Origin of the sequence: Gordonia sp. DT219, assembly GCF_049847065.1 — a bacterium.
Taxonomy (GTDB): domain Bacteria; phylum Actinomycetota; class Actinomycetes; order Mycobacteriales; family Mycobacteriaceae; genus Gordonia.
Genome location: NZ_JBNCNR010000005.1, coordinates 1 through 24393, shown reverse-complemented (window position 1 = coordinate 24393; position 24393 = coordinate 1). Strand labels below are relative to the sequence as shown.

Below are 24393 nucleotides of genomic sequence, written 5' to 3'. Positions count from 1 at the left end.
TCAGTTTTCGGTGGTGGCGTCGAGGCCACCGAGCCGCTTGGTGAGGTCTGCGCCGATCTTGCCGATGAACGGTTCGTCGACGATCGACAGGTGATCGCCGCCGATGTGGATGATCTCGAGGTCCTCGACGACCTCACGCCACCGCCCGTCCTCGTCGATCTCGGCCCACTGCGGCTCGAGTTCGATTGCGCCCTCGTGCATCCGGTCGGCCCGATACAGGATGACCTTGCCGTCGTAGGGCGTCGGACGGATGTTGGTGAGAGCCCGGTTGTCGATGAACGACGTGCGCTGATGCTCGATGATGCCGCCGGGGATCTTGGTGCCCGACATCGACATCATCTCCATGATGATCGCGAACTGTCCTTCGTCGTCGGCCTCGACGAGCCGATCCATCGGGATCGGGATGTCGGCGTCGAGATCGTAGTTGCGGATCGCGAAGTCCTTCCACCGTTCCAGGCGCGCACGTTTGGTCTCCGGCGTCTCCTCGACGTCGTGGCGCGGGCGCACCACGTCGATGAGCCCGACGAAGCTCACCTCTTCGCCCTCCGCGCGCAGCACCTGGGCCGCGCCGTAGGCCAGCGCCCCGCCCAGCGACCAGCCGACCAGCACGTACGGGCCATGCGGCGCCACTTCACGCAGGCGCGGAAGGTATTGCCGCACACGCTCTTCGATGGTGCCCTCGACCCGGTCGAAGCCGATGACCGGCTGCGTCGGCGGAAGCCGCTTCAGCAGCGCCTCGTACGCGGCGGTGTTCCCGCCTGCCGGATGGAACAGCAGCATCGGGGCGGGGTCACCGGCAGTGGTGTCGTAGGTCTTCTTGCCGTCCGGCACCAGGCGCAGGTAGCGGACGAAGCCGTCGGTGTCGGCGGCCGCGTCGAGGTAATTGCGAACGTAGTTCGACATCTCCTCGATGGTCTCCGAGTCGAGGATGTCCTCGACGTCGATGTCGCCGCCGGTGCGCTCGTTGAGCTTGTCGGTGAGCGCTTGCGCCACTTGCTCTTCCAGCACCGGCAGCTTGGTGAAGATGCCGCCTGCCGATCGTTTGGTCACCACCGCGTACACCCCGAACGTCAGGCGCTCGGCGGCATCACGCGGCGGGACGTCGGCCCCGGCCGCCTCTGCCACCGCGGCCTGCGAGGTGATATCGGCCGGCCCGCGGGCGGGCTCGGCGGGCCCGGGAGCGGGCTCGGCAGGCTTGGCCGGCTCGGCAGGCTCGGGAGCCGGCTCGGCGGCGCGCTTGGCGTTCTGCTCGTCGATGTAGGCGTTGAGCGCGGCGGTGTCGAGCTCGCCATCCGCACCGGCAAGACTGTCGAGCTCGTCGCGGTGATGGACCGCGTAGTCGACGAACTTCGCGACGTCGGAGAGATCGGCCTGCCGCATCGCCTGCAGCTGCAGTTGCGGGATGTCGAATTCGAACTCGACGCGGTTCTTGATCCGGACCGCCATCAGCGAATCCAGGCCCAGCTCCACGAGTGGGATCTCGCGCGGCAGGTCTTCGGGGTCGTATCCCATCGACTCGCCGACGATGCGCGCCAGCCGATCGTCGATGGATTCACCCGATTGCGGGTCCCACTTGTCACCGATGTCGTCGACGATCTCGTCTTCGACCACCACCGAGGTGTCGATATATCCGATCTTCTGCGGGTCCAGGGCGCCGTCGGCACCCGGACGAGCGCTGTCGGCGGGCGAGGCGGCGCCACCGGCGGGCGAGACGGCGCCGTCGAGGGACCCGGTCACGACGGCCTCGAACAGCAGCGCAAAGTTCTTGTCCTGCTTGGCATGCACGGTCACCGAGGCACCGCCCGGATGTGGGCTCAGGGTCGTGGTGAGCGAGCCCTGCGAGGGGAACCCGCCGTGGGCCACGGCGGCACCGACCGCAGGTTCGGAGAGTACTTGCGCCGCCGCGGCGCGCACGAGTTCACGCGGATCGGTGACCGACGCGGCGTCGACCTCCCACGCGTGCCGGCCGTCGGGCAGGGCGACGTGCGCACCGGGGACCGTCGCGCTGCCGCCACCGGAAGAGAGAACGGCCTTGAGCCAGTAGTTCTTGCGCTCGAAGCGGGTTCGCGGGATGTCGGCGAAGCCGCGGTCGGGCCCGGTACCGAACAACGCACCCACGTCCACGGGGTGACCGTGCACGTACAGCTTCATCAGCGCGTTGACGACGCCGAAGCTCTCGTCCTCCTTGCGCCGCAGTGTCTCGATCAGCTCCGCATCGTGCAGCCCGGCCGAGAAGGTCACCGCCGCAACGGAGATGAGGACCGCCGGGTTGGGCGAGAGCTCCAGGAAGGTACGGTGCCCGTTCTCGACGGCCTTGCCGATCGCCTGTGAGAACCACACACTGTGCCGCAGTCCCTTGAGGAAGTAGTCGATGGTGTGCACCGGCTCGTGCCCGGGCCGGTAGTAGGTCTCCCGGTCGACCGAACTGTAGAAGCCCACCTTCGGCCGCAGCGGCTCGATACCGGTGAGCTCGTAGGCCAATTCGCCGAGCAGTGGATCCATCTGCGAGGTGTGGCTGGCACCCTTGGTCTGCAATTTGCGGCCGAGCTTGCCCTCCTGCTCGGCGCGCTCGACGATGGCGTCGACCTGAGCCTCCGGACCACCGATGACGGTGTGGGTCGGCGCCGCGTAGACGCAGATCTCCAGATCGGGATAGTCGACGAGCACGTCGTTGATGTCCTCGGCGGAATACTCGACGAGCGCCATCAGCCGGATGTCGTCGCCGACGAGCATCGACTCGCCCTCGCCCATCAGACGTGAACGCTGGCAGATCACCCGGGTCGCGTCCTCGAGCGACAGACCGCCGCTGATGTAGGCGGCCGAGGCCTCCCCCATCGAATGCGGGATCAGCACACCGGGTTCGGCGCCGAAGTACCGCAACGTGTCGGCGAGCGCGACCTGGATCGTGTAGATGCCGACCTGGCTGGTCTCGATGGCGTAGGTCTGCGCGTCGTCGAGGAAGATCTCGACGATCGAATAGCCGAGCTCTCGCTGGACGAACTCATCCACGCGGTCGGCGTACTTCGCGAATACCGCGTTCTCGGTGTAGAGCTGCTTGGCCATCTTGCGGTGCTGGGACCCGAAGCCCGACAGCAACCACACCGCCGACGCGGCGTCCGGCGAATCTGCTGAATACACAAGCGGATTGGCCTTGCCCTCGGCCACCGCACGCACACCCTTGACCGCGTCCTCGTGGGAGCGGGCCATGACGACCGAACGCGAGCGGCCGTGATTGCGGTGGGCGAGCGCGCGGCCGATGTCGGCGAGCGGGGCGGCTTGTCCGGCTTCGGATTCGAGCCAGGCCAGCAGGTCGGCGGCCGCTTTACGACGCCGGGACGGCAGGAATGCCGAGATCGCCAGGGGCACAACCGAACCCTCGACGGCACACGGCGCGAACCCCTCGGCCGCATCTCGCTCGGCGACCACGGCTTCGGGTGCGGCTGTCGTGGCCTGCGCGGCGAGTACCGCACGCTCGGCCTCGGTGAGAAATTCCTCGTCGTCGTCGGGATCGGCGGCGACCGGCGTCTCGGCGGCCGTGGCCTCGGCGACCGGGTCGGCAGCCGGTTCTGCGACGAGGTCACCGGGAAGCACCTCGCGCACCACGAGGTGCGCATTGGTGCCGCCGAACCCGAAGCCGGATACACCGGCGACGGCGTGACCGGAGTAACGCGGCCACTCGGTCGTCTCGGCGGTGACCTTGAGTCCGTTGGCGTCGAACTGGATGTAGGGATTGGGGCCTGTGTAGTTGAGCGAGGCGGGGATCGTGTCATGCGCCATGGCCAGGACCACCTTGGCCAGCGCCGCGGCGCCGGCCGCCGACTCCATGTGGCCGAAGTTCGTCTTGGCCGAACCGAGCAATGCCGGCGCGCCGACGACGCGACCGCGGCCGACCACACGTCCGAGCGCGTCGGCCTCGATCGGGTCGCCCAGAATCGTGCCGGTGCCGTGCGCCTCGACATAGTCGACCAGGCGCGGATCGAGCGCGGCATCGGTGTAGGCCGATCGGAGAACCTCGACCTGCGCGTCCGGGTTGGGTGCAAAGATGCCGTTGGACCGGCCGTCGGAGTTCACCGCGGTACCGGAGATCACCGCGAGCACCTGATCACCGTCGCGGCGGGCGTCGGCGAGCCGTTTGAGGACGAACAGACCGCCGCCCTCCGACCGCACCATCCCGTCGGCGTCGGCCGAGAACGCCTTGATGTGGCCGTCCTTGGCGACCGCGCCGATCGTGTCGAAGCCGACGGTCGCGGCGGGGGTCAGGATCATGTTGACGCCACCGGCCAGCGCCACCTCGGACTCGCCCGAGCGCAGGCTCCGCACCGCCTGATGCACCGCGACCAGCGACGACGAGCACGCGGTGTCCAGGGCGACCGACGGCCCGCGGAAGTCGTAGAAGTAGGAGACGCGGTTGGCGATGATCGACGTCGCGGTACCGGTCAGCGCGTACGCGGCCGTCTCGTCGGAGCCCTCGCCCAGTCCGAGCGCGGCCATCAGCTGATAGTCGTTGGTGGATGTGCCGACGAAGACACCGACCTGGCCGCCCTTGAGGTCGCTGGCCGAGATACGAGCGTGTTCGAGCGCCTCCCAGGTCAATTCCATCGCGAGCCGCTGCTGTGGGTCGACCATCTCGACCTCACGCGGGCTCATCTGGAAGAAGTCGGCGTCGAAGCCCTTGACGTCGTCGAGGTAGCCGCCGCGCAGATTGCGCTTGTCGAGGATCTCGACCATCCGCGGATCGGACTTGAATTCCGTCCATCGGTCGGCGGGCAGCTCCGAGATGCCGTCGCGGCCCTCGGCCAACGCCGCCCACGTCGATTCCGGGGTGTTGCCTGCCTTCGGGAATCGGGTGGAAAGGCCGACGATGGCGATGTCGTCGGCGGAGTCGCGTTCGCGTTCCCAGAACCGGTCGGCATCGACGTCGATGTCCTCATCCGGATCGCCCTCGATGATGCGCTTGGCCAGCATCGCGATCGTCGGATGGTTGTATGCGACGGTCGCGGTCAGGACCACGCCCGTCTTGTCCTCGATGTCGGCGGCCAGCGCCACCGCGTCGCGCGAGGACAGCCCGAGCTCTTCCATCGGCCGGTCGTCGGAGATCTGATCGGCCGCCAGACCGGTGGCCTCGGCCACCCAGCTGCGCAGCCAGTCACGCAGCTCGGGGACGGTCAATCCGCCGGCAGTCTCGCCATCGGCAGCTTCGGTGGACACCTCGACGGCCGCGGTCGGCTCGTTACCACTCACTTCAGACATCACATCTCAATGTACTTGGGTCGTTGGCGTCGTACTTGGGTCGTTGGCGTCGGCTCCGCCGCCGCGGGCGTTCGGGGCCAGGTGCACCGCTCTTCGTCGTCATCGCGGCGTCGCTGCGCTCCTGGCTCTTCCTCCTGCATCGCGGCGCGGCCCCGAACACCGTGTTTGCGGCTGTAACGCGAGTTCTCACAAGCTATCCGGGAAGGCTGTCTGCTTGTGCCCGCCTCGTAGGCTGCCGTCGACGTAGGCCGCCTTGGTCGCCCGGCGCGCGATCTTGCCGCTGGAGGTGCGCGGGATGGACCCGGCAGGCACCAGCAGGATGTCGCGGGCCATCACGCCGTGGCGCTGGGCGATCGCGGCGCGGACGGTGTCGGAGACCTCCTGCGGATCGTGGCGTTTGCCCGGGCCGCGTTCGGCGACGATCACCAGCTGTTCGGAGGCGTCGTCGGGATCGAAGCTCAGTCCGCTGGTGGCCTGCTCGAAGACCACTGGGGGTAGCTCGTTGGACGGCACCGCGAAGGCCGCGACAAAGCCGGGACGCAGCGCCGAACTGGCCTCTTGCGCACTGTATTCGAGGTCCTGCGGGTAGTGGTTGCGGCCGTCGACGATGACGAGGTCCTTGACGCGGCCGGTGATGTAGAGCTCACCGTCGAGCCAGACGCCGTAGTCGCCGGTGCGCATCCACTTCGCGTCGGCCGGCGTGCCCTCGGTGTGGCTGCCCTGCGCGAGCGGGGTGGGGATCGTGTTCTCGAAGGTCTCGCGCGACTCCTGCGGCTTGTTCCAGTAGCCTGCGCCGATGTTGATGCCGTGCAGCCAGATCTCGCCGACCTCGCCGTCGGGCCTTTCCGCGCCGGTCTCCGCGTCGACGATCGCCGCCCACTGGCTCAGCGCGACCTGACCGCAGGAGACCTGCGCGACCGCGTTGGGTGCGTCGGAATCGACCACCTTCATGCGGCCGGCGTTGAGTTCCTCGCGGTCGACGTGGATGACCTTGGCCTCGTTGTCGCGTTGGGTCGCCGACACGAACAGCGTTGCCTCGGCCATGCCGTAACAGGGTTTCATCGCGGTCTTCGGCAGACCGTAGGGGCCGAATGCGTCGTTGAACTTCTTCATCGAGCTGACCGTCACCGGCTCGGAGCCGTTGATCAGGCCGATCACATTCGACAGATCCAGCGATTCGCCTTCCTTGGGCAGGCCGCGGACGGCGGCGTGCTCGTAGGCGAAGTTCGGGGCGGCCGCGTAGGTGGGGGCGTTGTCGTCGTCGGCGGCGAGTTCGCGGATCCAGCGCCCCGGTCGGCGGACGAACGCCTGCGGGCTCATGATCGTGATGTATTTGCCGCCCAGTGCGGGCAGGATCACCGTCAGCAGCCCCATGTCGTGGAACATCGGCAGCCAGGTGACACCGCGCGCGTTGCGGTCGATCTCGATGCAGTCGTAGATCTGCAGGACGTTGGCGGCGACCGCCTGATAGGTGATCTCGACGCCGGCGGGCACGCGGGTCGAGCCCGACGTGTACTGCAGATAGGCGACGGTGTCCTTGTTGTGGTCGGTGCCGGCGATCGGGGCCACCCAGGCCGAGCCCACGGAATCGGGGACCGCGTCGACGGCGATCACCCGGGGTCGCTCTTTGGCCGGGCGGTCGGCGAAGAAGTTGCGCACGGCCTCGGCGGACTTGGTGGAGGTGAGGATCGCGGTCGGCTCGCAGTCGGCGAGCACCGCGGTCAGCCGGTCGGTGTGGCCGGGTTCGTCGGGGCTGAACAGCGGGACCGCGACGTTGCTCGCGTAGAGGGCCGCGAAGAAGCCGATCACGTACTCCAGCGATTGCGGCGCGAGGATCGCGACGCGATCGCCGTGCTTGGTGACCTGCTGCAACCGCGCCGCCACGGCCCGGAGACGTTTGCCGAACTGCGCCCAGGTGAGGTCCTGACGTTCGCCGTCACGTTCCCGGCTGTAGTCGATGTACCGGTAGGCGAGGGTGTCGGCCGCGTCACGCACATTGCGTTCGACGTAGTCGACGAGCGTCGCGTCCTCGGTGAAGTGCAGCTGACCGTTGTCGTCGAGAAACTGCTCAAATTCAGTCTTCAGCATTCATTACTCCTGTGGCCCCACGTTGCTGCCCTCGTCGGGCATGTCGTGCGTACCTCGTGGCACACCCCGCGGCGCCACCACCCCCGGCGTATGGCGATGCGGCCGCTTCGGTGTCGGTCGTCGTCGCGCTGCGCGTCGTCGGTCGGATCGGTACTCAATGGTTCGTATTCAACTGGTTCGTATTCAACTTGTTCGTATTCAACTGGCTCGTACTCAACCGGCTTGTATTCGAATGTCTCGGTACTCGACTGGCTCGGCACTCGAATTGTTCGGTAAGTCATTGGTCCGCGCGCCGCGTCTTCGCGGTTGCACGGTCGTGTCCCAACCCTTTCACTTCCTTGCTGATCGTCATGTCCGTCTTCGCCAGTCCGCAGTCTGATCACCGCTCTGCAGCAGTGCTTCACCCACGGTTATCGTGCGGCTTCTCCCCCGGACCGAGGACATAGTTTACTCCCCCTTGAGGAGTGAGATGACAGGCGCGAACGCATCCATCTGCGTCGGGAACACGCCGACGTAGGACATCGAGGTGCGCCGGCGCACCTCGCGGATCTGCTCGGCGATCTCCTCGAAGGAACCGATTGCGATATACGGCGAATTCAGCACGTCGTCGACGGTGAATTCGGTGTCGCGTTCGATGTTCGGCGGATATCCCTGCTCGAGGGCCTTGAGCGCCATCTCGGCGGTGGCGTGGCGGTCATCGGTGATGACGATGACCGCAATGGTCCAGTTCAGTTCGATCTGATCGAACCGATCGCCTGCGGCCTCCCGGATGCCGTCGACGCGCGCGGCGGTCTTCTCGATCGTCATATCCGAGAGCTTCATCCGGCCGTCGGGCGTGGTGCCCGGCGCGACCGAGATGATGTCGGCGTGTTTGGCGGCCAACCGCAGCATCTTGGGGCCGCCGCCACCGACGGCGATCGGCGGACGCGGCCCCTGGCGCGGGCGCGGACTGCCCTCGAGGCCGCTGATCTGGTAGAACTCGCCGTCGAAGTCGACGGTCTCGCCGCGCATCAGCTTGTCGAGGATCGTCAGCGACTCGTCGAGACGCCGGATGCGCACGCCCGGCGACTCGAACTCGATGCCCGCCTTGTCGAACTCCTCCTTGAGCCACCCGGCGCCGATCCCCAGCTCCAGGCGTCCCTTGCTCAGCACGTCGATGGTGTTGGCTTCTTTGGCGAGCACCGCCGGATGCCGCAACCCGTTCGCCAGCACCGAGGTGCCCAGCCGGATGCGGTCGGTCGCCTGACTCAGCGCGCCCAGCGCAGCGAGCGGCCCGACCTGGTTGCCGAGGTGGTCGGGCACGGCAAAGGTGTCGTATCCGTACTCCTCGGCGGTCTGGGCGAGCTTCACGAACTTGCGGGCACCGCCCTCTTCTTTGTTGCCCTCGCCCCCGGCGCCGAACCGGAACTTGCGCAGCGTGGATTCGCTGCCACCGGTCCCGGTGGCCTCCCCCTCGGTCATTCGTTCTCCTCGTGCTGCCTGCCGGCCTCGTCATGTGCTCTGATGGTCGACGGATCGTCCCCGGCTCTCCGGGACATCGCCGAGCCAGCACATCACGTTAATGCAGCACGGCGGTGCCACCCAAACGAATCCGGGCGGGCCGGCTCAGTTGTGCGCGGGACGCGGCGCCCCGTCGATCAATCCGCTCGCCCAGCCGCGCATCCACTGGGTCGCGGTCGCACCGTTCAGCGACCAGTAGCGCGGGGTCGCGTACATGGCGTGCACCGGGTTGTTCATGGCTTTGGCCATCTGCCCCACCGCGCCCAGCGGATTCGACACCGTCGGCGCGTCGCAGATGAGATCGCCTGGGGCACAAATGGATACGACCTTGCTGCGAATGTCGCCGAAGCCACCGGGGCGGGGTCCGGTCATCGTCGTGCCCGGTACCAGGCTGCCCACGCCGGCGAGTGCGACCTCGGCACCGACGCCGGGCGGATTGGGACCGATATCGCGTTGCTCACCGGACTGCCTGCGGCCGTCGGCGATCATGCCCACGCCGAGGACGAGATCGGCATCGGAGCGGGGCAGCACGTTTCCGCGACCGTTCCCGATGGCGGATGCGAGGTCTCCCGCGATCACCGCACCCTGCGAGAAGCCCATGATCACGTAGCGGGTCAGCGGGCACCGGCCGTGCGTGGAGATGATCTCACCCGCGGCACGCCGGTAGCCCTGGGTCCGGGAGTCGTTGTACGAGTGTTGCCGGTCGTTGAGAATCGTCGGATTCCGGAACTCGGCGATGTAGGGCACCGTATATACGGTGGTGCGCGACGCGGGGAACTCGCTGCTGATCGCCTTGGAGACACGCAGGAGCAGCGAAGCCGGCTTCGATGTCGGATTCAGCGGATCGTCGTTCGGCGTGGATTCCCACGTTCCGGGCACCACCAGCGTCAGCACATCCGGGCAGTCGGCGGGTTGGGCCTGCGGCCGGCCCGGGGGTGCCGACGAGGACGGGCCACCGCCGTGCGGTGGGGGCGGCGTCGGTGTCCCGAAGAGACCCTTGACCCAGATGACGATCAACACGATCGCGATGATCGCGATCAGTGCCACGGCGGCCAGCAGCAGGCGCAGGGCACGACCGGATCGTGAGCGAGAGTTACGGCGTGGGTTCACCGATCAGGTCCCGGTCAGCAATAGTTGTCCTGGGCGGCCTTGATCACCTTGTCGGCCTTGGTATTGGCCTCCTGTGCGTTCTGCGTGCCTGGCGCGACGAGCGCGACGACATAGCCCTTGGTGGTGACCGGGTCGGTGTTCTTGTGTTGCGCGTCGCACACGTAGGTCGCCAGCGTCAGGGCGACACTGTTGTCGGAATCGCCGAGAAACGTGACGTTCTGATTGTGCAGGGCCTGCAGGTACCGCTTGGCCTTGTCGTCGAGCGGCTGCCCTTCCGGCGTCGCGAACTGACCCGACGCCTCCGCACTCGACCGCGGCGCGGTGGCGGGCAGACTGGAGCCGCCGGTGGTGGCCGAAGCCGCGGACTCTTGCGTGCTCGCAGCGGCGGGAGCCGACGAACTCGGCGCCGCCGAGTACATCGACGTCGTGGTGACCGGATTGCTGGTGATCGGCGCACTGGCCGTCGAATCGTCTGCACACGCAGCCAACGAACCGAGCGCGAACACCGCACCGGTCATCAGCACGCCCAGCCTCAGGTACTTACTCATCTTCACTTCCTCGTCACGCGTCACCGATCGCGCCGACCCGCCCGACCCGGGCCGATCCTCGCGGTGGCAACTGCGCACACACATACGATGGTTTGTCCCAACCGCCCGCAAGGTTACCCAACCGCACCGACATCTTTTGCCACCGGAACCACCTCACCTGCATAAACGTGGCGATTCCACAGTGAGATCTCAGGACGCGCACACGCGGCGCCCCGGGTTCGTGCTCCCGGGGCGCCGCGCATCAGCGCGCGAGGTGTGCACCGCCACGCGGCGACCAGTCGATCCGGCCGTGTTCGAAGGTCTGCGTCTTGCCGCCGTCACGCCCGGCCGGCACCTCCATGCCCGTCGGCAGACCGAGCTTGCCGCCGGGGCCGCCGGCGCCGACATAGGCTCCGCCGATCGCTCCGCCGACCACCTGCGGGCCCTTCGGTCCGGTGATGATCCGCGCGTTGGCGAAGTCTTGGGCCCGGCCGCCCGGTACCGCGTACTCCGGGGTGAGGCACCGTCCGATCCGGGCCTTGTCGGCGAGCTTCTTGAACGCCGGGCCGACCCCGCACGCCACCTTGTCGCCGGAGAGCCCGAGGGCCGCCGCGGCCTGTGGCCATGCCTGGTGCATCTCGAACTCCCAGTAGGGCCAGGTGTGGGTTCCCGACGGCCGGTACACCGCCTGACCGGGGATACCGAGCTGGTTCAGCTTGATCGCGAACTGCTGGGAGGTGACGCGCGAGAGCAGTTCGAGCCCCACGCCGGAGTAGTTGGTGGCCAGCAACGGTATGTCCGACGGTTTGTCGTGTGGTCCGACCATGCCGTTGCCCGACGAGATGTAAAGGCTGGTGCCGCGTAACTTGTCGGCGAGCAGATACGGGTCGTGCGCCTTCCATTCCGGATCGCTCGGCGGCCCGAACATCTTCATCGCGTCATAGCCGCCGCCGTCACGCAGCGCGAACTGGATCGCCTGCGGCATGCCGTAGGACGTCAGCTGCAGGATGCCAGAGAACGAGCCGGCGAACTTGTAGTAGCCGGGATTGCGTGCGGCGAGCATCATCGCTGCCGAACCGCCCATCGACAGTCCCTCGATGCCACGCACGTCCGTCGAGCGCCAATCGCCTTCGATAATCGGCGGCAACTCGTGCTGGAGGAACGCCTCCCATTTGTAGTTCTTGCCCTTGTCGGGTTCTTTCCAGTCGGTGTAGAAGCTCGATTCGCCACCGATCGGCAGGATGACGTTGACGTTCTTGTCCTTGTAGAAGTCGACGATGTCGGTGTTGATGACCCAGCCGCTCTGGTCGTCCTGGGCACGCAGACCGTCGAGCATGGTCAGCTGCGGAAACTTGGCCTGTGGCTTGGCCCACCAGTCGCGGGCCAGCAGGATCTGCACCTGGATCTCGGTGTTCATCGAGGGCGAGAAGACCCAGAGTGCCACCCGGCGATCGGTGTACCAGAACGTCTTGGTCACGTGCGCCGGCTGGGTGGGTGCCGGCGTCGCCGCGGGAGCCGGTGCCGGCGGGGATGCCGGCGCCGGGGCGGGTGCTGGTCCGGGCCCGGGAGCCGGCGCCGGGCCGGGATTTGCCGGGGCAGGTGCCGGTGCGGGTGCGGGTGCGCCGGTCGCGGCCGATTGGCCGATCAGGACCCAACCCAGAGCCACCAACGCCACCACCACGGCCGCGATACCGGCCCGGATGGGCCGGCGCATTCTCGCCGTGCGGATGGGCCGGCGCCGGATCGACCGGCGACCACTCACTGTTTGCATTCCCTCGCGCTCCTTCACGCCCCTGTTGGTCGACGCACCGCGGTCGGGAACCGCGTCGACCCAGTGGCCACTCAAGTCACAGAAATCCCACTGGTGTCATAACGCCTCAGGTGTTTCTTACACGTCGTGGCGAGGGAAGCGGCGACGCCACGCTGTGACAGGTGAGAATTTTGTGACTTCTGTGACCCGAGATCCGTCGGGGTACTGCTGCGTCTGGGCAGTTCGGGCCGCAGAAACGACACAACCCCGGCCCGAACCTTTCGGTTCCGGCCGGGGTTGCCCCGGACGATCTTGTCTGGCTGGTTACCGGAAGAAGCCCTGCGCCTTGGCGCTCCAGACCATGTCCTGCCAGTAGCCCCACGCATGGGTGCCGACGCCGTAGTGGCTCTTGATGTTGATCCCGTTGAGCGCCGCGAGGCCCTCGAAGGCCTTGGCCTGGGTGAACGCGAGCACCTCGAGCGTCGATCCCTGGATCAGGTCGTTGAAGACGTTCGGCAGGGCGTTGTACTGACCGAACAGCCCGTTACCGGAACCGACGAAGAGATTGAGGCCGTGCATCTGGTTGAGCAGCATCGACGGATCGTTCTGGTACCAGCGCGGATCCCACGGCGGGCCCCACATGGCGTCGACGTTCCAGGGCGCCGGCGCGACGTCGAGCATCGCGAGACGAAGCATGGTGTGCATACCGGGGGCGCTCAGGAAGTCGTAGCCCGAGAGCGAGCCGGCCGCGTAGTAGAGGTCGCGGCGATGGGCGGCCAGCGTCAGTGCGGCGTTACCACCGGACGAGACACCCATGATCGCGAACTTGCCGCCCCTGGTGCCGAAGTGGCGAGCCCGCAGCGCCGGGGCCAGCCGGTCGTTGATGACGCATTCCCACTTGTACGGAGCCTGCTGGCCGTTGAAGTTGCTCGCCGCGTTCCAGTTGGTGTAGAAGCTGGCCGGTCCGCCGATCGGCTCGACGACGTTGATGCCCTGCTTGACCAGTTCCTGGATGTTGGTGTTGATCTCCCAGCCCGAGAAGTCGTACTGGGCGCGCATGCCGTCGAGCATGATGACCGTGCGCTGGTTGCCCGGGCGGTGCCACGAACGGACCTTGACCCCTCCGTTGCCATTCCCGGGGCCGAGGGCGTTGCCGGTGGGCATGCCGCAAGAATTGATCCAGAACTCGTCGACACCGCCGGTGCCGTTGATCCGGGCGTCGGCCTGGCCGCTGCCGACCACGGCACCGATCAGTCCCGCAACCGTCGTCACCGCGATGACGATCGCCAGCAGCCGACCACGGAGCCGGAGACCTCCGGACGTCTTCGGTTTCACTTCACCTACACCCATCGCCTTGCATTCTCCCTTTGTCACCGGCCTTGTACGGACCGGTTGGACCGTGCCGTACTCCGGACTTCACATCTGCGACGTCCGGTCCCCCGACACCGAGCTCCCACGCGCAAAAATCCACGTGCCGAGCCCCCGGCAGCCTATTGCAGCCACCAGAACCTGACAATCCTTGTGATGGCTCTCACAATATCCTCAGGTCGGCGCGGTTACACCGATTCCGCCGTCATCTTGACGCACGGTATATCGATCGCGCTCCGCGGCACGTTACCGATTCGAAATAAACTTCCGCAAGTTTTCTGATGCCACCCGCAGGTTCTTCACAGCTACCGCGGGTGAATTCGCGGCGGCATCTGCAGGCCACAGCGCGCAATCTCGTATTCGGGGTTCCGATCGATCCGGTAGTCGGTGAAGGTGAACGATTGGGCGAGATTGCTCTTGAATCGCTGCCACGTCCAGGGCGCCTCGTAGGACGCGATCCGGTCCTGGGTCGCCCGGCAGGTGAGGGCCACCTGCGCCTGACGTACGACGTCCTCGTCGAGGAAGCCGGGGAGGATCGGACGCCGCGACACCGCACCCGCCTCGGCCACCACCCACTCCGAGGGCAACACCTTGTCGTGTCCGATGCGCCCGTCGTCGAGCCGCTCGGTGTGGGCGGCGATCGGGTATGCCAGTCCCATCTGGTCGACGACGCGCACATCGAGCGGCGCGTTCATGCTGGTCATACCCAGATTGAGGAAGTACACCGTCAACTGACGCTTGTCGGGCGGCGTGTCGGCCGGCATCGGCACGTAGTACCACTCGTCGTAATTGAACGAGCCGAGCAGCACCCCGCCGTCCTTCTCGTACTTCGCGATGTTCTCGACCATCGCCCGCATGCGCGGGTAGTCCAGATAGTCCTTCGCGGTGACCGGGTTCTCGATGCCCATGTTGGTCACATAGAAGCGCCGCTCGTCGACGATCCCGCTGCGCCCGATGTCGATGCCCGCATTGGGCAGGACGTTCTCGTGCGCGACGACGGCCCAGGCGATCGTGGCGATCCACATGGCGGCCAGCAGGGTCGAACCGACAAGCTGCAACCGGGTGCGCCGATTGCGGTTCTCGGCACCGTCCACCCCGTCGGCGCGGTCCTCGTCGGCAGCGTCCTCGTCTACGCCGTCCTCGTCGGCAGCCTCCTCGTCGGCACCGTCCTCGTGGAGGTCCGCGGCAGGTCCGCGACGGCGCCGGAACGCGGCGCGAATGCCGTGGACCGGAATCGTCACCGGGATCACCATGAGCGGCAGCAGCAGGACGAACAGCGGGGTCAGCAGGACGCGCCCATGCATGAAGTCGCCGCCCTGACGCAGCCAGTAGAGACCGACGAGCAGGCCGGCGAGCACGGTCGCGGTCACCACCGCTCCCGGGGTCTGCAGGCGCGCCGACCACGACGCCAGGCGCTCGCGCGTGGAGGCCGGCGACGGCTCGGTCCGGTTGGGCGAGAGTCGGCGAACGCGCACACCGATGGCCAGCAGGATGCCCGCGATGATTGCCAGGATCACCGGCAGCAGCAGCGTGTAGGGCCCGAAGAGATTGGCGAGATAGATGAACCCCTGGTGCCATTTGGAGCCGCTCGCGTCCTTGGCGACAGCCGGATTCGGTACCAGCAGTGCGTAATAGCCCATCCGGAAGATCTGGTAGCCCACGGGCAGGACCGCTGCGACGACGATCATCCCGATCCGCATCTTCCACGACTGCGGCGCGAAGAACACGAGCAGCAGGGCGATGCCCCCGATGATTGCCAGCTCCGGACGGACCAGCGGCGCCAGCCCCGCCCAGAACGCGAGGAACAGTGTGGCCGCGGAACCCGCGCGCGTGGCCGCCGACCCGGACCTGCGCCTGCACCAGGAGATGAGCAGACACCACAGCACCGCAACCCAGAAGATGCAGAGACCGTTCTCCAGTCCGCTGGTCGCGAAGTCGCGGGCCGGCGGCAGCGCAATGTAGATGATCGGGCCGAGTGGCAGCAGCAGTGTGTAGCCGTCGCCGGTGAAGCCGCCGAGTCGACGCCCCAGCAGGCGTGCGGTCCCGTACATCGCGATCGGAATCGAGGAGACCGACAGTACGAGCGCCACCCACAGGGCGACGTATTCGAGTTGGCCGTCGGTCACCCACGCCCAGAACCAGAGCAGATAGGTCCAGGCCGTCGAGGTGTTGGCCTCGACGCGCTCGCCGGCATTGAAGACCGGCCCGTTGCCCGCGAACAGATTGCGCAGCGTGCGCAGGACGATGAGGCCGTCGTCGGCGATCCAGCGACGCTGCCATGCACCCACCGCGAACAGGGTGGTGACCGTGACCGCTCCGATCAGGAAGCTGCTGATCGCGGTCCACTCGCGCGCGCTCCGGCGCCACCACGCGCGCCCGTCGACCGGGGGCGCGCCGTCGACGATTCCCGCCTCGTCAGACGTGCGCTCGTCGTCATCAACTGCGTCGTCATCAACTGCGTCGTCGTGGCCCGTTGGGCGGTCGGCCTCGTCCTTGCCGAGGTTCAGCCGCAACCATTGGGTCGGCGTGTCGTCGTCGGGCGACGGATCGGGAGATTCTCGATCAGGAGACTGCATAGACCGCGACACCCACGCATACTATCCAGGCCACCGCCAGGACCTGCAGCACATGGTCGCCCAGGGCGATCTCCTCGGGCTCGCCGGCCTGACCGCCGTCCACGTCGACGGCGTAGCGCAGAATCGCGACCGTGAACGGAACCATCGAGATCGCGTAGGCGACGTTGGTGTCGTGCCCGGAGTTCTTGTCGAATGCCCACAGTCCGTAGAAGAGAACGACGGCGGTCGCCGCCAGCGTCCAGACGAATCGCAGATACGTGGTGGTGTAGTACTGCAGCGCCTTGCGGATCTTGGCGCCGGTGCGCTCGGCGAGCTGGAGCTCGGCGTAGCGTTTACCGGCCGCCATGAACAGCGAACCGAACGCCATGACCAGCAGGAACCACTGTGAGAGCCGGATCTCGGCGGCCACGCCACCGGCGATCGCGCGCAGCAGGAACCCCGACGAGACGATGCAGATGTCGACGACGGCCTGATTCTTCAGACCGAAGCAGTAGCCGAGCTGGATGACCAGGTAGGTCGCGATCACCACCGCGGTCTGCCAGTTGGCGACCAGCGAGACCGCGATCGATCCGGCGGCGAAGATCAGTGCCAGCGCGTATGCCAGCGGGACCGGGACGATGCCGGCGGCGATCGGCCGGAACCGCTTGGTCGGGTGGTTGCGGTCGGACTCGACGTCCATCGCGTCGTTGACCAGGTAGATGCTGGACGCGACGAGACAGAACGCGATGAACGCCAGACCGACGCGTGCCATCGCGTGGCCGTCGGTCAGCGCGTCGGAACCGGCGGCCAGGGGTGCGGCGAGGACCAGGACGTTCTTGACCCACTGACGTGGACGTACCGCCTTGATGAGCCCGGTGGCCAGGTTCTTGGGCGGACCCTTCACCTTTCCGTGCTCGATCGGCTCCTCGCTCATGCCTTCTCCCTGTCACTGGACGTTCCACCGACGACCCGGCGCGCCAGCAGACGCGCAGTCGATCCCGGCATCAGCGCGATCGCACCGATCCGGGCAGCCACCCCCGCGAGCCGGGTGGTCCGCGGGTGGCGTGCCGCGGTGTCGACGGCACGCTCGATGAACTGATCGCCGAGGACGACGGCACCGGCGCTCAAGGCGCCGATCGTGGCTCCGGCGGCGACATCACTCGGATAATGCACGCCGAGAACAAGTCGCGAGGTGAGCATAGGCGGGACCAGAACGGCCGGAAGCAGGTAGGGCGGCAAATCCGCGGCCCGGCCGATGAGGATGGCCGCCGCGGTGGTCGACGTCGCATGCGAGGAGGGGAAGCTCAGCCGGCTCGGCGTCGAGACGCCCACCCGGATGCGGGGATCGTAGGGACGCTTACGTCGGATGACGCGTTTGATGACGACCGATGCCGCATGCACGCCGAAGGCGCCGACGCCGGCCTCGATCCACCGCCGCTGCGCCGTCTCGTCGTCACGACGCACCGCCAGACCCCAGCCGACGGCGCTGACGGCCAGCCAGCCCAGCGAGTGCTCACCGAAGTGGGACAGTCCGCGGGCCGCCGGGACGATGCCCGGCACCTCCAGCAGCGCCCCTTGGATACCGATGAGCGCCGCCACCTCGCCGGTAGGTGCCGAGATGGGTTCCTGCTCAGTCGATTCCGAAGACACGCGCCCAGCTCTCCTTACTGGTCAGCTCCTGATGCGCGGCGCGATACTGCTCCTGCATCTCCGGGAACCTCTCCTTGAGTTCGCGTACCAGTGCCGCGGATTCGCGCGCCAGGGCGATCATCTTGTCGCGGTCGCGCTGGCGATACACCACGCCGCGCCCGTCTGCGGTGGTGACGGTGACGCCGTCGACCCGGCCCAGGGAGAACCAGCGCGCCTCGACCGGCGGGTAGTTCGCCTGCGGCACCTCGTGATGACGCGGATCGGCCGGACGCAGGTTGTTGACGACCGCACCGGCCAGGGCACGCAGCTTGGTGACCGGATTCTTCGGCTCCGCGGTTCCCAGACCCGTTGCCTCACCGCTGGTTCGGGGGAGCTCCGTCGCCGAGGGCAATACCACCGCGTCGGGGTACTCCTTGCGCATCGCGGCGATCTTCGGCAACGCGGTCGGCAGGAGCGAACGGATGTGGTCGGGCCCCGCGAGGAAGTCGCGGATCGCCTCGTTCTGGATGGCGACCGTCGAATACTCAAGGCACAGCAGGTGTTTGGCGGTCGCCTTGGCCATGGATTGCAAAATGCCGCCGATCGGCCCGTCGTGGTGGATGGCCGCGACCACGAGCCGGTTGCGCAGGTGGAAGTACGCCTGCCAGTCGATCGCGTCGTCCTTGTCGCTCCAGGCCATGTGCCAGATCGCGATGCCGGGGACGGTGGCGGTCGGATACCCGGCTTTGCCTGCCCGCAAGGCGAATTCCCAGTCGTCCCACTTGATGAACAACGGCATCGGCAGGCCGATCTCCTCGGCGCAGGCGCGCGGGATCATGCACATCCACCAGCCATTGCCCTCGACGTCGATGCGCCGGTGCAGGTTCTTCGAGTTCTCGCGATCCCGCAACGGGAACTGCGCGAAGTCGTGGTCGTAGTCGACGAACGGCGCGGCGGTCCACATGAAGGTGTGGTGATCGATGACCTCACCCATGCAGTGCAGATGGCTGCGGTCCTGCAGGTTGAGCATCTGCCCGCCGACGAGCATCGGCGTCCGGGCGAACCTCGACATCGCCAGCGCCCGCAGGATCGAGTCGGGCTCGATCGCGATGTCGTCGTCCATGTACAGCACATACGGAGAATCGGTGAGCCGCAACGCCTCATACATGATGCGCGAGTATCCACCGGAGCCGCCGAGGTTGCCCTGATCGAAGATGTGCAGCCGATCACCCAGGGCGGCAGCAGCTTCGGGGTAACCCGGCTCGTCGACGACCTTGCGGGTCCCCTGATCGGGCATCAGCACCGCGTCGATCACCTCGTCCACCAACGGATCCGAGGTGAGCGCGGCGAGCGCGTTCACCGCGTCGGTCGGCCGGTTGAAGGTCGGGATACCGACCGTGACCCGCTTGGTGTCGGCGCCGCCGGGCGCAGCCGGCACCGGGATCGCCGAATACCAACCGGCGGAGACGATCTCGGTGTCGGTGTCGGTGGTGACGTCGAACCAGATCCACCCGCCGTCCTCGAACGGCCCGAGGTCGAGCTCGAATTCGATGGCGCCGCGGCCGGTCTCGTCGATGGGGACGAGGTCGCCGCCGATCCCGATGCGTGACCCGTCGATCTTGGAGCGGTAGAGGTCGACGCGGCAGGTGCCGATCACCTCGACGCGTAAGACCACCGAGGTGAGGACGGTCCAGCGTCGCCAGTAGCTCGCGGCGAAGGCGTTGAAGTAGCTCTCGAAGCTGACCTCGGATTCCGCGCCGAGCAGCACCGACGTGCGGGTCGGCGCGTGTGCGCGGCGGTTGTTGCTCGCGGATTCGACGAGGTAGAGCGAGCGCACGGCCAGCGGCTCGCCGGGCCGCGGGAAGATCACCCGCTGCAACAGTTCGGCCGCTTGGGATTTCGGGGCGTCGGCCTCGGCCGGGGCCGGTGCCGACAGCTTCTCCTGTTGGGCAGGGGTCACACTCATCACTCCGCTCTGATCCACGTCCGGGCGCTACGCGTCGGGGCTCGCCAGCTGCGCACCGTCGGTCAGGTGCGGCGCCAGGGTGTTCTCGAACATCGTCAGCGCACTGGCGATGGCCATGTGCATGTCCAGGTATTGGTAGGTGCCCAGCCGTCCGCCGAAGAGGACCTTCGACTCGGCGGTCTCGGACTTGGCCAGCTTGCGGTAGGCCGCGAGCATCTCGCGGTCCTCCGGGGTGTTGATCGGGTAGTACGGCTCGTCGTCGTCCTTGGCGAACCGGCCGAACTCGCGCATGATCACGGTCTTGTCGGCCGGGTAGCCATCCCGTTCGGGATGGAAGTGCCGGAACTCGTGGATCCGGGTGTAGGGCACGTCGGCGTCGTTGTAGTTCATCACCGGGGTGCCCTGGAAGTCGCCGGTGTCGAGGACCTCGGTCTCGAAGTCGAGCGTGCGCCAGCCGAGGCGCCCGGCCGAATAGTCGAAGTAGCGGTCGAGTGGGCCGGTGTAGACGATGGGTGCGTCGGGGCTGTCCGCGCGCAACTCGTCGCGTACCTCGAACCAATCGGTGTTCAGGCGAACCTCGATGCGGTCGTCGGCGGCCATGTTCTCCAGCCAGGCGGTGTAGCCGTCGACGGGCAGACCCTCGTAGGCGTCGTTGAAGTACCGGTTGTCGAAGGTGTAGCGGACCGGTAGCCGGGTGATGTTGGCGGCCGGCAAGTTGGTGGGGTCGGTCTCCCACTGCTTGGCGGTGTAGTGCTTGATGAACGCCTCATAGAGCGGACGCCCGATCAGGCTGATCGCCTTCTCCTCGAAGTTCGCCGCCTGGTTGGTGTCGATCTCGGCGGCCTGCCCGGCGATCAGCGCACGCGCCTCGTCAGGGCTGAAGTAGCGGCCGAAGAATTGGCTGACCAAACCCAGCCCCATCGGGAACTGGTAGGCCTGCCCATTGTGCATCGCGAACACCCGATGCTGGTACCCGGTGAAGTCGGTGAAGCGATTGACGTAGTCCCAGACCTTCTGGTTGGAGGTGTGGAACAGGTGCGCGCCGTACTTGTGGACCTCGATGCCGGTGGTCGGCTCGGGCTCGGAGTAGGCGTTGCCACCGATGTGGTGCCGACGCTCGATCACGAGCACGCGTTTGCCCAGTTCGGCGGCGGCACGCTCGGCGATTGTGAGGCCGAAGAATCCGGAGCCGACGACGATCAGGTCATAGGGTCCGGAGCGGTCGGAATCGGCGCTGGTATTGGATGCCACGGGTGTTCAGGGTAACCGACCGAAGCTGAGGAGTTGCCAAGCCGTCCCGGCGAGCGCGCCGGTGCGAAGCGGTGCGCTCGAGCGAAGTCCCGACCCGCCGCCAGGATGTCGTGGTCCACGGTAATCTCGGTGATGCGCTCGGCCGATGGTTCCGTCGGATACCAAGCGGGAATCGTCGGTAGCAAGGAGCGTGGGATGACGACGGAGATCACCAGTCGGATGGCCGGGGTCATCAACGAGCTGCGAGTCGAGAGCAATGATCAGGAGGCGGTCCTCCGGGCGATCTCGAAGGCCGCCGTCAACACGATCGACGATGCCGAATACGCGAGTGTCACGATCGTCACGCGCGGGCGGATAGAGACGCCGGTGATGTTCGGTGATCTCGCAGGCAAGTGCGACGACCTGCAGCGCGAACTCGGTGAGGGCCCCTGCGTCCGCGCGGCCGTCGACGACACCACCGTGCGCATCGACGACCTCGCCACCGACCTGCGCTGGCCCCGGTTTGCCCCGGCGGCAAGCGCATTGGGCGTGGCATCGATGGCGTGTTTTTGCCTCTACATCGACGGCAACGATTTCGGCGCCCTCAATCTGCACAGCACGCAGCCGCAAGCGTTCACCGACGAGGCGTGTTCACTCGGCGAGCTGTTCGCGGCGCATTGCGCGACGACCTTCGGCGCGGTGCGCGAGAAGGAGCAACTCCGCAACGCCCTCAGTTCGCGCGATCTGATCGGGCAGGCCAAGGGCATGTTGATGGAGCGCTATCACATCGACGCCGACGCAGCTTTTCTGCTGCTCGCCCGGCTGTCGCAGGAGTCGAACACCAAGTTGGTCGAGGTCGCCCTCAAGTTGGTCGGCGCCGGACCGGGCGGCTGACACCTGCTCAGCGCAACACGTTGGTCTTCGGGAAGCCCAATACCGGGATTCCGCCACGGGCCTGGAACCTCTTGAGCCCCTGACCTGCCAGTACATGCGCACCGGTCTGTTTCGAGAAGAACATCATCCCCTCTTGGAACAGCTGGGTGACGCCGGCACCGTCGGGCGTCGGCGTCGGCGCACCGAGGGCCTGTCCCAGCGTGTCGGGAAGACCACCCAGGCTGCCGAGTAGCCCTTCGAATGCGGTCGTGGCCGTACCGACCAGCTCGCCGGCACCGGGCACCACCTGGTCGGCGATCCCGCCCAGTGCGCTGAGGTCCGGCAGGCCGAGGCCGCCGGCCGGCCCGGTCGGCGGCTTGACGATCTGTGGCGGCGTGCGCTGCCCCTGCACGGCGAACCACGCCGATTTCAGATTCAGCTTGGTCCGAGCTTCGTCACCGGTGGCCTCGACGCTGCGTCCGCCGCCGGTCGCGCGCACCTTCACCGCGCGTCCGTTCTCGGCACCGAGTCCGTTGGCCTGGATCACCTCGAAGGCGTCGAGGCTGGGCAAACCGAACGCCGTGGCGACCGCACTCGGACTGATGGTCGCCGTCCAGTTGTGATTGGGCGAGGCCGTATCCCCGTCGTCGACGACGGCCGGGAACCTGCCACCCGCGGTATAGCCGCCCGTCGATGACGAGAACTCGGTGAACGCCGGCACCCCGTTCTGCAGCAGAATCTGCCCGGCGGTGGCGTCGGCGGCCGTATTGGTGCCCGCGCCCTCACCCGAGACGCCGCCGTAGACCTGCGAATTCTGGGTGTCGTCGATCTTCTTGCCACTGGCGATGGCCGCGAGCGCATAGGTGCGTGCGGCAACCGCCTGCGCCTTCAACGCCTCGATGCCGCCCGAGGTGGCCCAGCCGGGCACACTCTCCTTGGCGATCACGCCCTTGACGTAGTCGTCGACGTTCAGTTTGTTGGTGACCCGGCCACCGTCGGAGCCCAGCGAGCCGCGGAACGGCTCGTTCGAGCCGCAGAACTTGAGGAATTCGTTGGGCGGGCGGTTGGGCGCGGGGTTGACGGGGTCGGCAAACGCGGCCGGGACCGTGCGCACCGGCGCACCACCACAGCCTGCGGTGATGGTCGCGGTGCCACCGGTCACCGTGACGGCCTCATTTGCCGCAACCGGCTGCCCGGCCACCTGCATCCCCGCATCGGAGTGCACGCTGACGCCGTTCTTGTCGTGCAGCGCGACGTTGACCGTGGGATCGGCGGGGCGCCCGAAGGTGGTGCCGCCGTAGTAGTGCTGCAGGATCTGCCGGTATGACCACCCGCGCTTGGCGTAACCGTAAGCGCCGTACTGGCCCATCCCGCGGCCGTGGCCGAGGCCGTGCCCGATGAGGGTGATCTCCGATCCCGCGGTCAACCCGATGTCGACGCGATCCGACGCGGTGGCTCCCACCAGCCCGACTCCGCCCACGAGTACCGCCGCCGACACACCCCCGACGAGCGATGACATGCGCCGACGACGAGAATGACCGGGCCGCGTACGGATGGTCAGTGCCCGGGACACCAGAGACGTCACCGCCGATGAGTCCGCCTTTGTCACGGTCAATCACTCCTCCGGGCCGGGGTTCCTGATGCCTCGTTGCGTTACGCCTGATCTGTTACAGATGTGAATGGTGAGACTCCAGTGACGATAGACAAGTCACTTGCAGATCACCAACCACAGGAGGTAACAACCGCATCACGAGTTACAAGGCTGCGGTGTGGGGGTGCCGAATCTGCAGCCTTTGGTCGCGGTTTCCGCGACCAAAGGCTGCAGATTTTTGCGCGCGTCAGAGTCCGCGGGTGGTGAGCAGGTGGCGCAGGCGCGATTCGCTCGACGAGCGTGTGACGGCATCCTTCAGTACGTCGGCGGGATCCCAGGTGATGATCTCGACGACGTCGTGGGCACCGGTGCACTTGTCCGGCAACGGCGTAACCGTATCGGGTGGATCTGCTGGTTGCCGGTGGATTTCGGCACGCACCCTCGCGAGCCCGGCGGTGAAGTCGGGCCCGACATCAGGCAGTTTGTTGACGCGTTTCGGGTTGGGTGGGGCACCGGGGGCGGCGTTACGGCGCCACCAACACCGCCCGGCGAGGGGTCCGTCGCGGTAGATGCCGGTGGTGTACTGGCCAAGCCGGTCGCCGACCATCCGATTGTGTTTCGGACACGCCGGAGCGAGGTCGTCGATATTGGTCAACCCGCCCTTCGCATAATCCAGGGTGGCGTGATGGATCTCCGAATGCGCGGCCGGTTGCGAACACCCGGGATGTGAGCACACCTGGCCGTCGGGTTTGGCGAACAACGCCATGCGTTGCCCGCGGCTCGCCAGCCGGGCCCGACCCAAATACAGGGGCACGGTGGTGTGCTCACCGAAGACCGCCAACCAGGGTTGCGCGTCGGCAGCCAACCGGATGACGTCTTTGATGGGCAGCAGGCTGTTGGTGGCGGTGACGCCGTGGCCGGTTTCGTTGATCAGATCGGTCAGGTCGGCTTTGATG

General features: G+C 67.0%; 15 protein-coding genes. 1 reads left to right on the top strand and 14 read right to left on the bottom strand.

What is annotated here, in order from left to right:
* The 12 genes from pks13 to glf all read right to left on the bottom strand — a co-directional run bounded on the left by pks13 (window position 1) and on the right by glf (window position 20994).
* On the bottom strand, window positions 1-5250 hold the full coding sequence (gene pks13 / locus ACPXB3_RS08985) for a polyketide synthase Pks13 (RefSeq protein ID WP_425727407.1): 5250 nt from the start codon (window positions 5248-5250) through the stop codon (window positions 1-3).
* A gap of 186 nt (window positions 5251-5436) precedes the next feature.
* Entirely contained in the window at window positions 5437-7338 is a 1902-nt protein-coding gene (gene fadD32 / locus ACPXB3_RS08980; RefSeq protein ID WP_425704093.1) for a long-chain-fatty-acid--AMP ligase FadD32, read from the bottom strand.
* Between the two features lie 447 nt (window positions 7339-7785).
* Window positions 7786-8799, bottom strand: a complete 1014-nt coding sequence (locus ACPXB3_RS08975) for an LLM class F420-dependent oxidoreductase (protein WP_425727406.1) — start codon at window positions 8797-8799, stop codon at window positions 7786-7788.
* 144 nt (window positions 8800-8943) lie between these two features.
* Window positions 8944-9948, bottom strand: a complete 1005-nt coding sequence (locus ACPXB3_RS08970; RefSeq protein WP_425727405.1) for a cutinase family protein — start codon at window positions 9946-9948, stop codon at window positions 8944-8946.
* Window positions 9949-9962: 14 nt separating this feature from the next.
* Window positions 9963-10496: a DUF732 domain-containing protein gene (locus tag ACPXB3_RS08965; RefSeq protein ID WP_425704090.1), complete on the bottom strand. Its 534-nt coding sequence runs from the start codon at window positions 10494-10496 to the stop codon at window positions 9963-9965.
* 241 nt (window positions 10497-10737) lie between these two features.
* Window positions 10738-12189 carry an alpha/beta hydrolase-fold protein gene (locus ACPXB3_RS08960; protein ID WP_425727491.1) on the bottom strand — a complete coding sequence of 484 codons (1452 nt, stop codon included), beginning with the start codon at window positions 12187-12189 and terminating at the stop codon, window positions 10738-10740.
* Window positions 12190-12549: 360 nt separating this feature from the next.
* Complete coding sequence (locus ACPXB3_RS08955; protein WP_425727404.1) at window positions 12550-13575, bottom strand: alpha/beta hydrolase; 1026 nt, start codon at window positions 13573-13575, stop codon at window positions 12550-12552.
* 323 nt (window positions 13576-13898) lie between these two features.
* Window positions 13899-16169, bottom strand: coding sequence for a flagellar motor control protein ZomB (gene zomB, locus ACPXB3_RS08950; RefSeq protein ID WP_425727403.1), 2271 nt, complete (start codon window positions 16167-16169; stop codon window positions 13899-13901).
* Entirely contained in the window at window positions 16156-17082 is a 927-nt protein-coding gene (locus tag ACPXB3_RS08945) for a decaprenyl-phosphate phosphoribosyltransferase (RefSeq protein ID WP_425704087.1), read from the bottom strand. The genes zomB and ACPXB3_RS08945 overlap by 14 nt, the downstream gene beginning before the upstream one ends.
* Window positions 17079-17798 (bottom strand): phosphatase PAP2 family protein, encoded by a 720-nt coding sequence (locus ACPXB3_RS08940; protein ID WP_425727402.1) that lies wholly within the window; start codon window positions 17796-17798, stop codon window positions 17079-17081. The genes ACPXB3_RS08945 and ACPXB3_RS08940 overlap by 4 nt, the downstream gene beginning before the upstream one ends.
* On the bottom strand, window positions 17779-19743 hold the full coding sequence (locus ACPXB3_RS08935) for a glycosyltransferase (protein ID WP_425727401.1): 1965 nt from the start codon (window positions 19741-19743) through the stop codon (window positions 17779-17781). The genes ACPXB3_RS08940 and ACPXB3_RS08935 overlap by 20 nt, the downstream gene beginning before the upstream one ends.
* A gap of 27 nt (window positions 19744-19770) precedes the next feature.
* On the bottom strand, window positions 19771-20994 hold the full coding sequence (gene glf, locus ACPXB3_RS08930) for a UDP-galactopyranose mutase (protein ID WP_425727400.1): 1224 nt from the start codon (window positions 20992-20994) through the stop codon (window positions 19771-19773).
* A 195-nt stretch (window positions 20995-21189) separates the two neighbouring features.
* Between glf and ACPXB3_RS08925 the strand changes: the two genes are divergently transcribed.
* Entirely contained in the window at window positions 21190-21867 is a 678-nt protein-coding gene (locus ACPXB3_RS08925) for a GAF and ANTAR domain-containing protein (protein WP_425704083.1), read from the top strand.
* 7 nt (window positions 21868-21874) lie between these two features.
* Here ACPXB3_RS08925 and ACPXB3_RS08920 read toward each other — a convergent pair whose 3' ends face one another.
* Together ACPXB3_RS08920 and ACPXB3_RS08915 are read right to left on the bottom strand one after the other, a co-directional pair.
* Complete coding sequence (locus tag ACPXB3_RS08920; protein WP_425727490.1) at window positions 21875-23431, bottom strand: SpoIID/LytB domain-containing protein; 1557 nt, start codon at window positions 23429-23431, stop codon at window positions 21875-21877.
* 253 nt (window positions 23432-23684) lie between these two features.
* Window positions 23685-24393, bottom strand: a 709-nt coding sequence (locus ACPXB3_RS08915) for a DUF222 domain-containing protein (RefSeq protein ID WP_425727399.1), incomplete at its 5' end; no start/stop codon positions are given.

Excerpts from the sequence above, each read along its gene's own strand:
- ACPXB3_RS08960 (WP_425727491.1), bottom strand. The coding sequence starts at position 12,189 with ATGCGCCGGCCCATCCGGGCCGGTATCGCGGCCGTGGTGGTGGCGTTG.
- fadD32 (WP_425704093.1), bottom strand. The coding sequence starts at position 7,338 with ATGCTGAAGACTGAATTTGAGCAGTTTCTCGACGACAACGGTCAGCTG.
- zomB (WP_425727403.1), bottom strand. The coding sequence starts at position 16,169 with ATGCAGTCTCCTGATCGAGAATCTCCCGATCCGTCGCCCGACGACGAC.
- ACPXB3_RS08975 (WP_425727406.1), bottom strand. The coding sequence starts at position 8,799 with ATGACCGAGGGGGAGGCCACCGGGACCGGTGGCAGCGAATCCACGCTG.
- ACPXB3_RS08955 (WP_425727404.1), bottom strand. The coding sequence starts at position 13,575 with ATGGGTGTAGGTGAAGTGAAACCGAAGACGTCCGGAGGTCTCCGGCTC.
- pks13 (WP_425727407.1), bottom strand. The coding sequence starts at position 5,250 with ATGTCTGAAGTGAGTGGTAACGAGCCGACCGCGGCCGTCGAGGTGTCC.
- ACPXB3_RS08945 (WP_425704087.1), bottom strand. The coding sequence starts at position 17,082 with ATGAGCGAGGAGCCGATCGAGCACGGAAAGGTGAAGGGTCCGCCCAAG.
- ACPXB3_RS08925 (WP_425704083.1), top strand. The coding sequence starts at position 21,190 with ATGACGACGGAGATCACCAGTCGGATGGCCGGGGTCATCAACGAGCTG.
- ACPXB3_RS08965 (WP_425704090.1), bottom strand. The coding sequence starts at position 10,496 with ATGAGTAAGTACCTGAGGCTGGGCGTGCTGATGACCGGTGCGGTGTTC.
- ACPXB3_RS08935 (WP_425727401.1), bottom strand. The coding sequence starts at position 19,743 with ATGAGTGTGACCCCTGCCCAACAGGAGAAGCTGTCGGCACCGGCCCCG.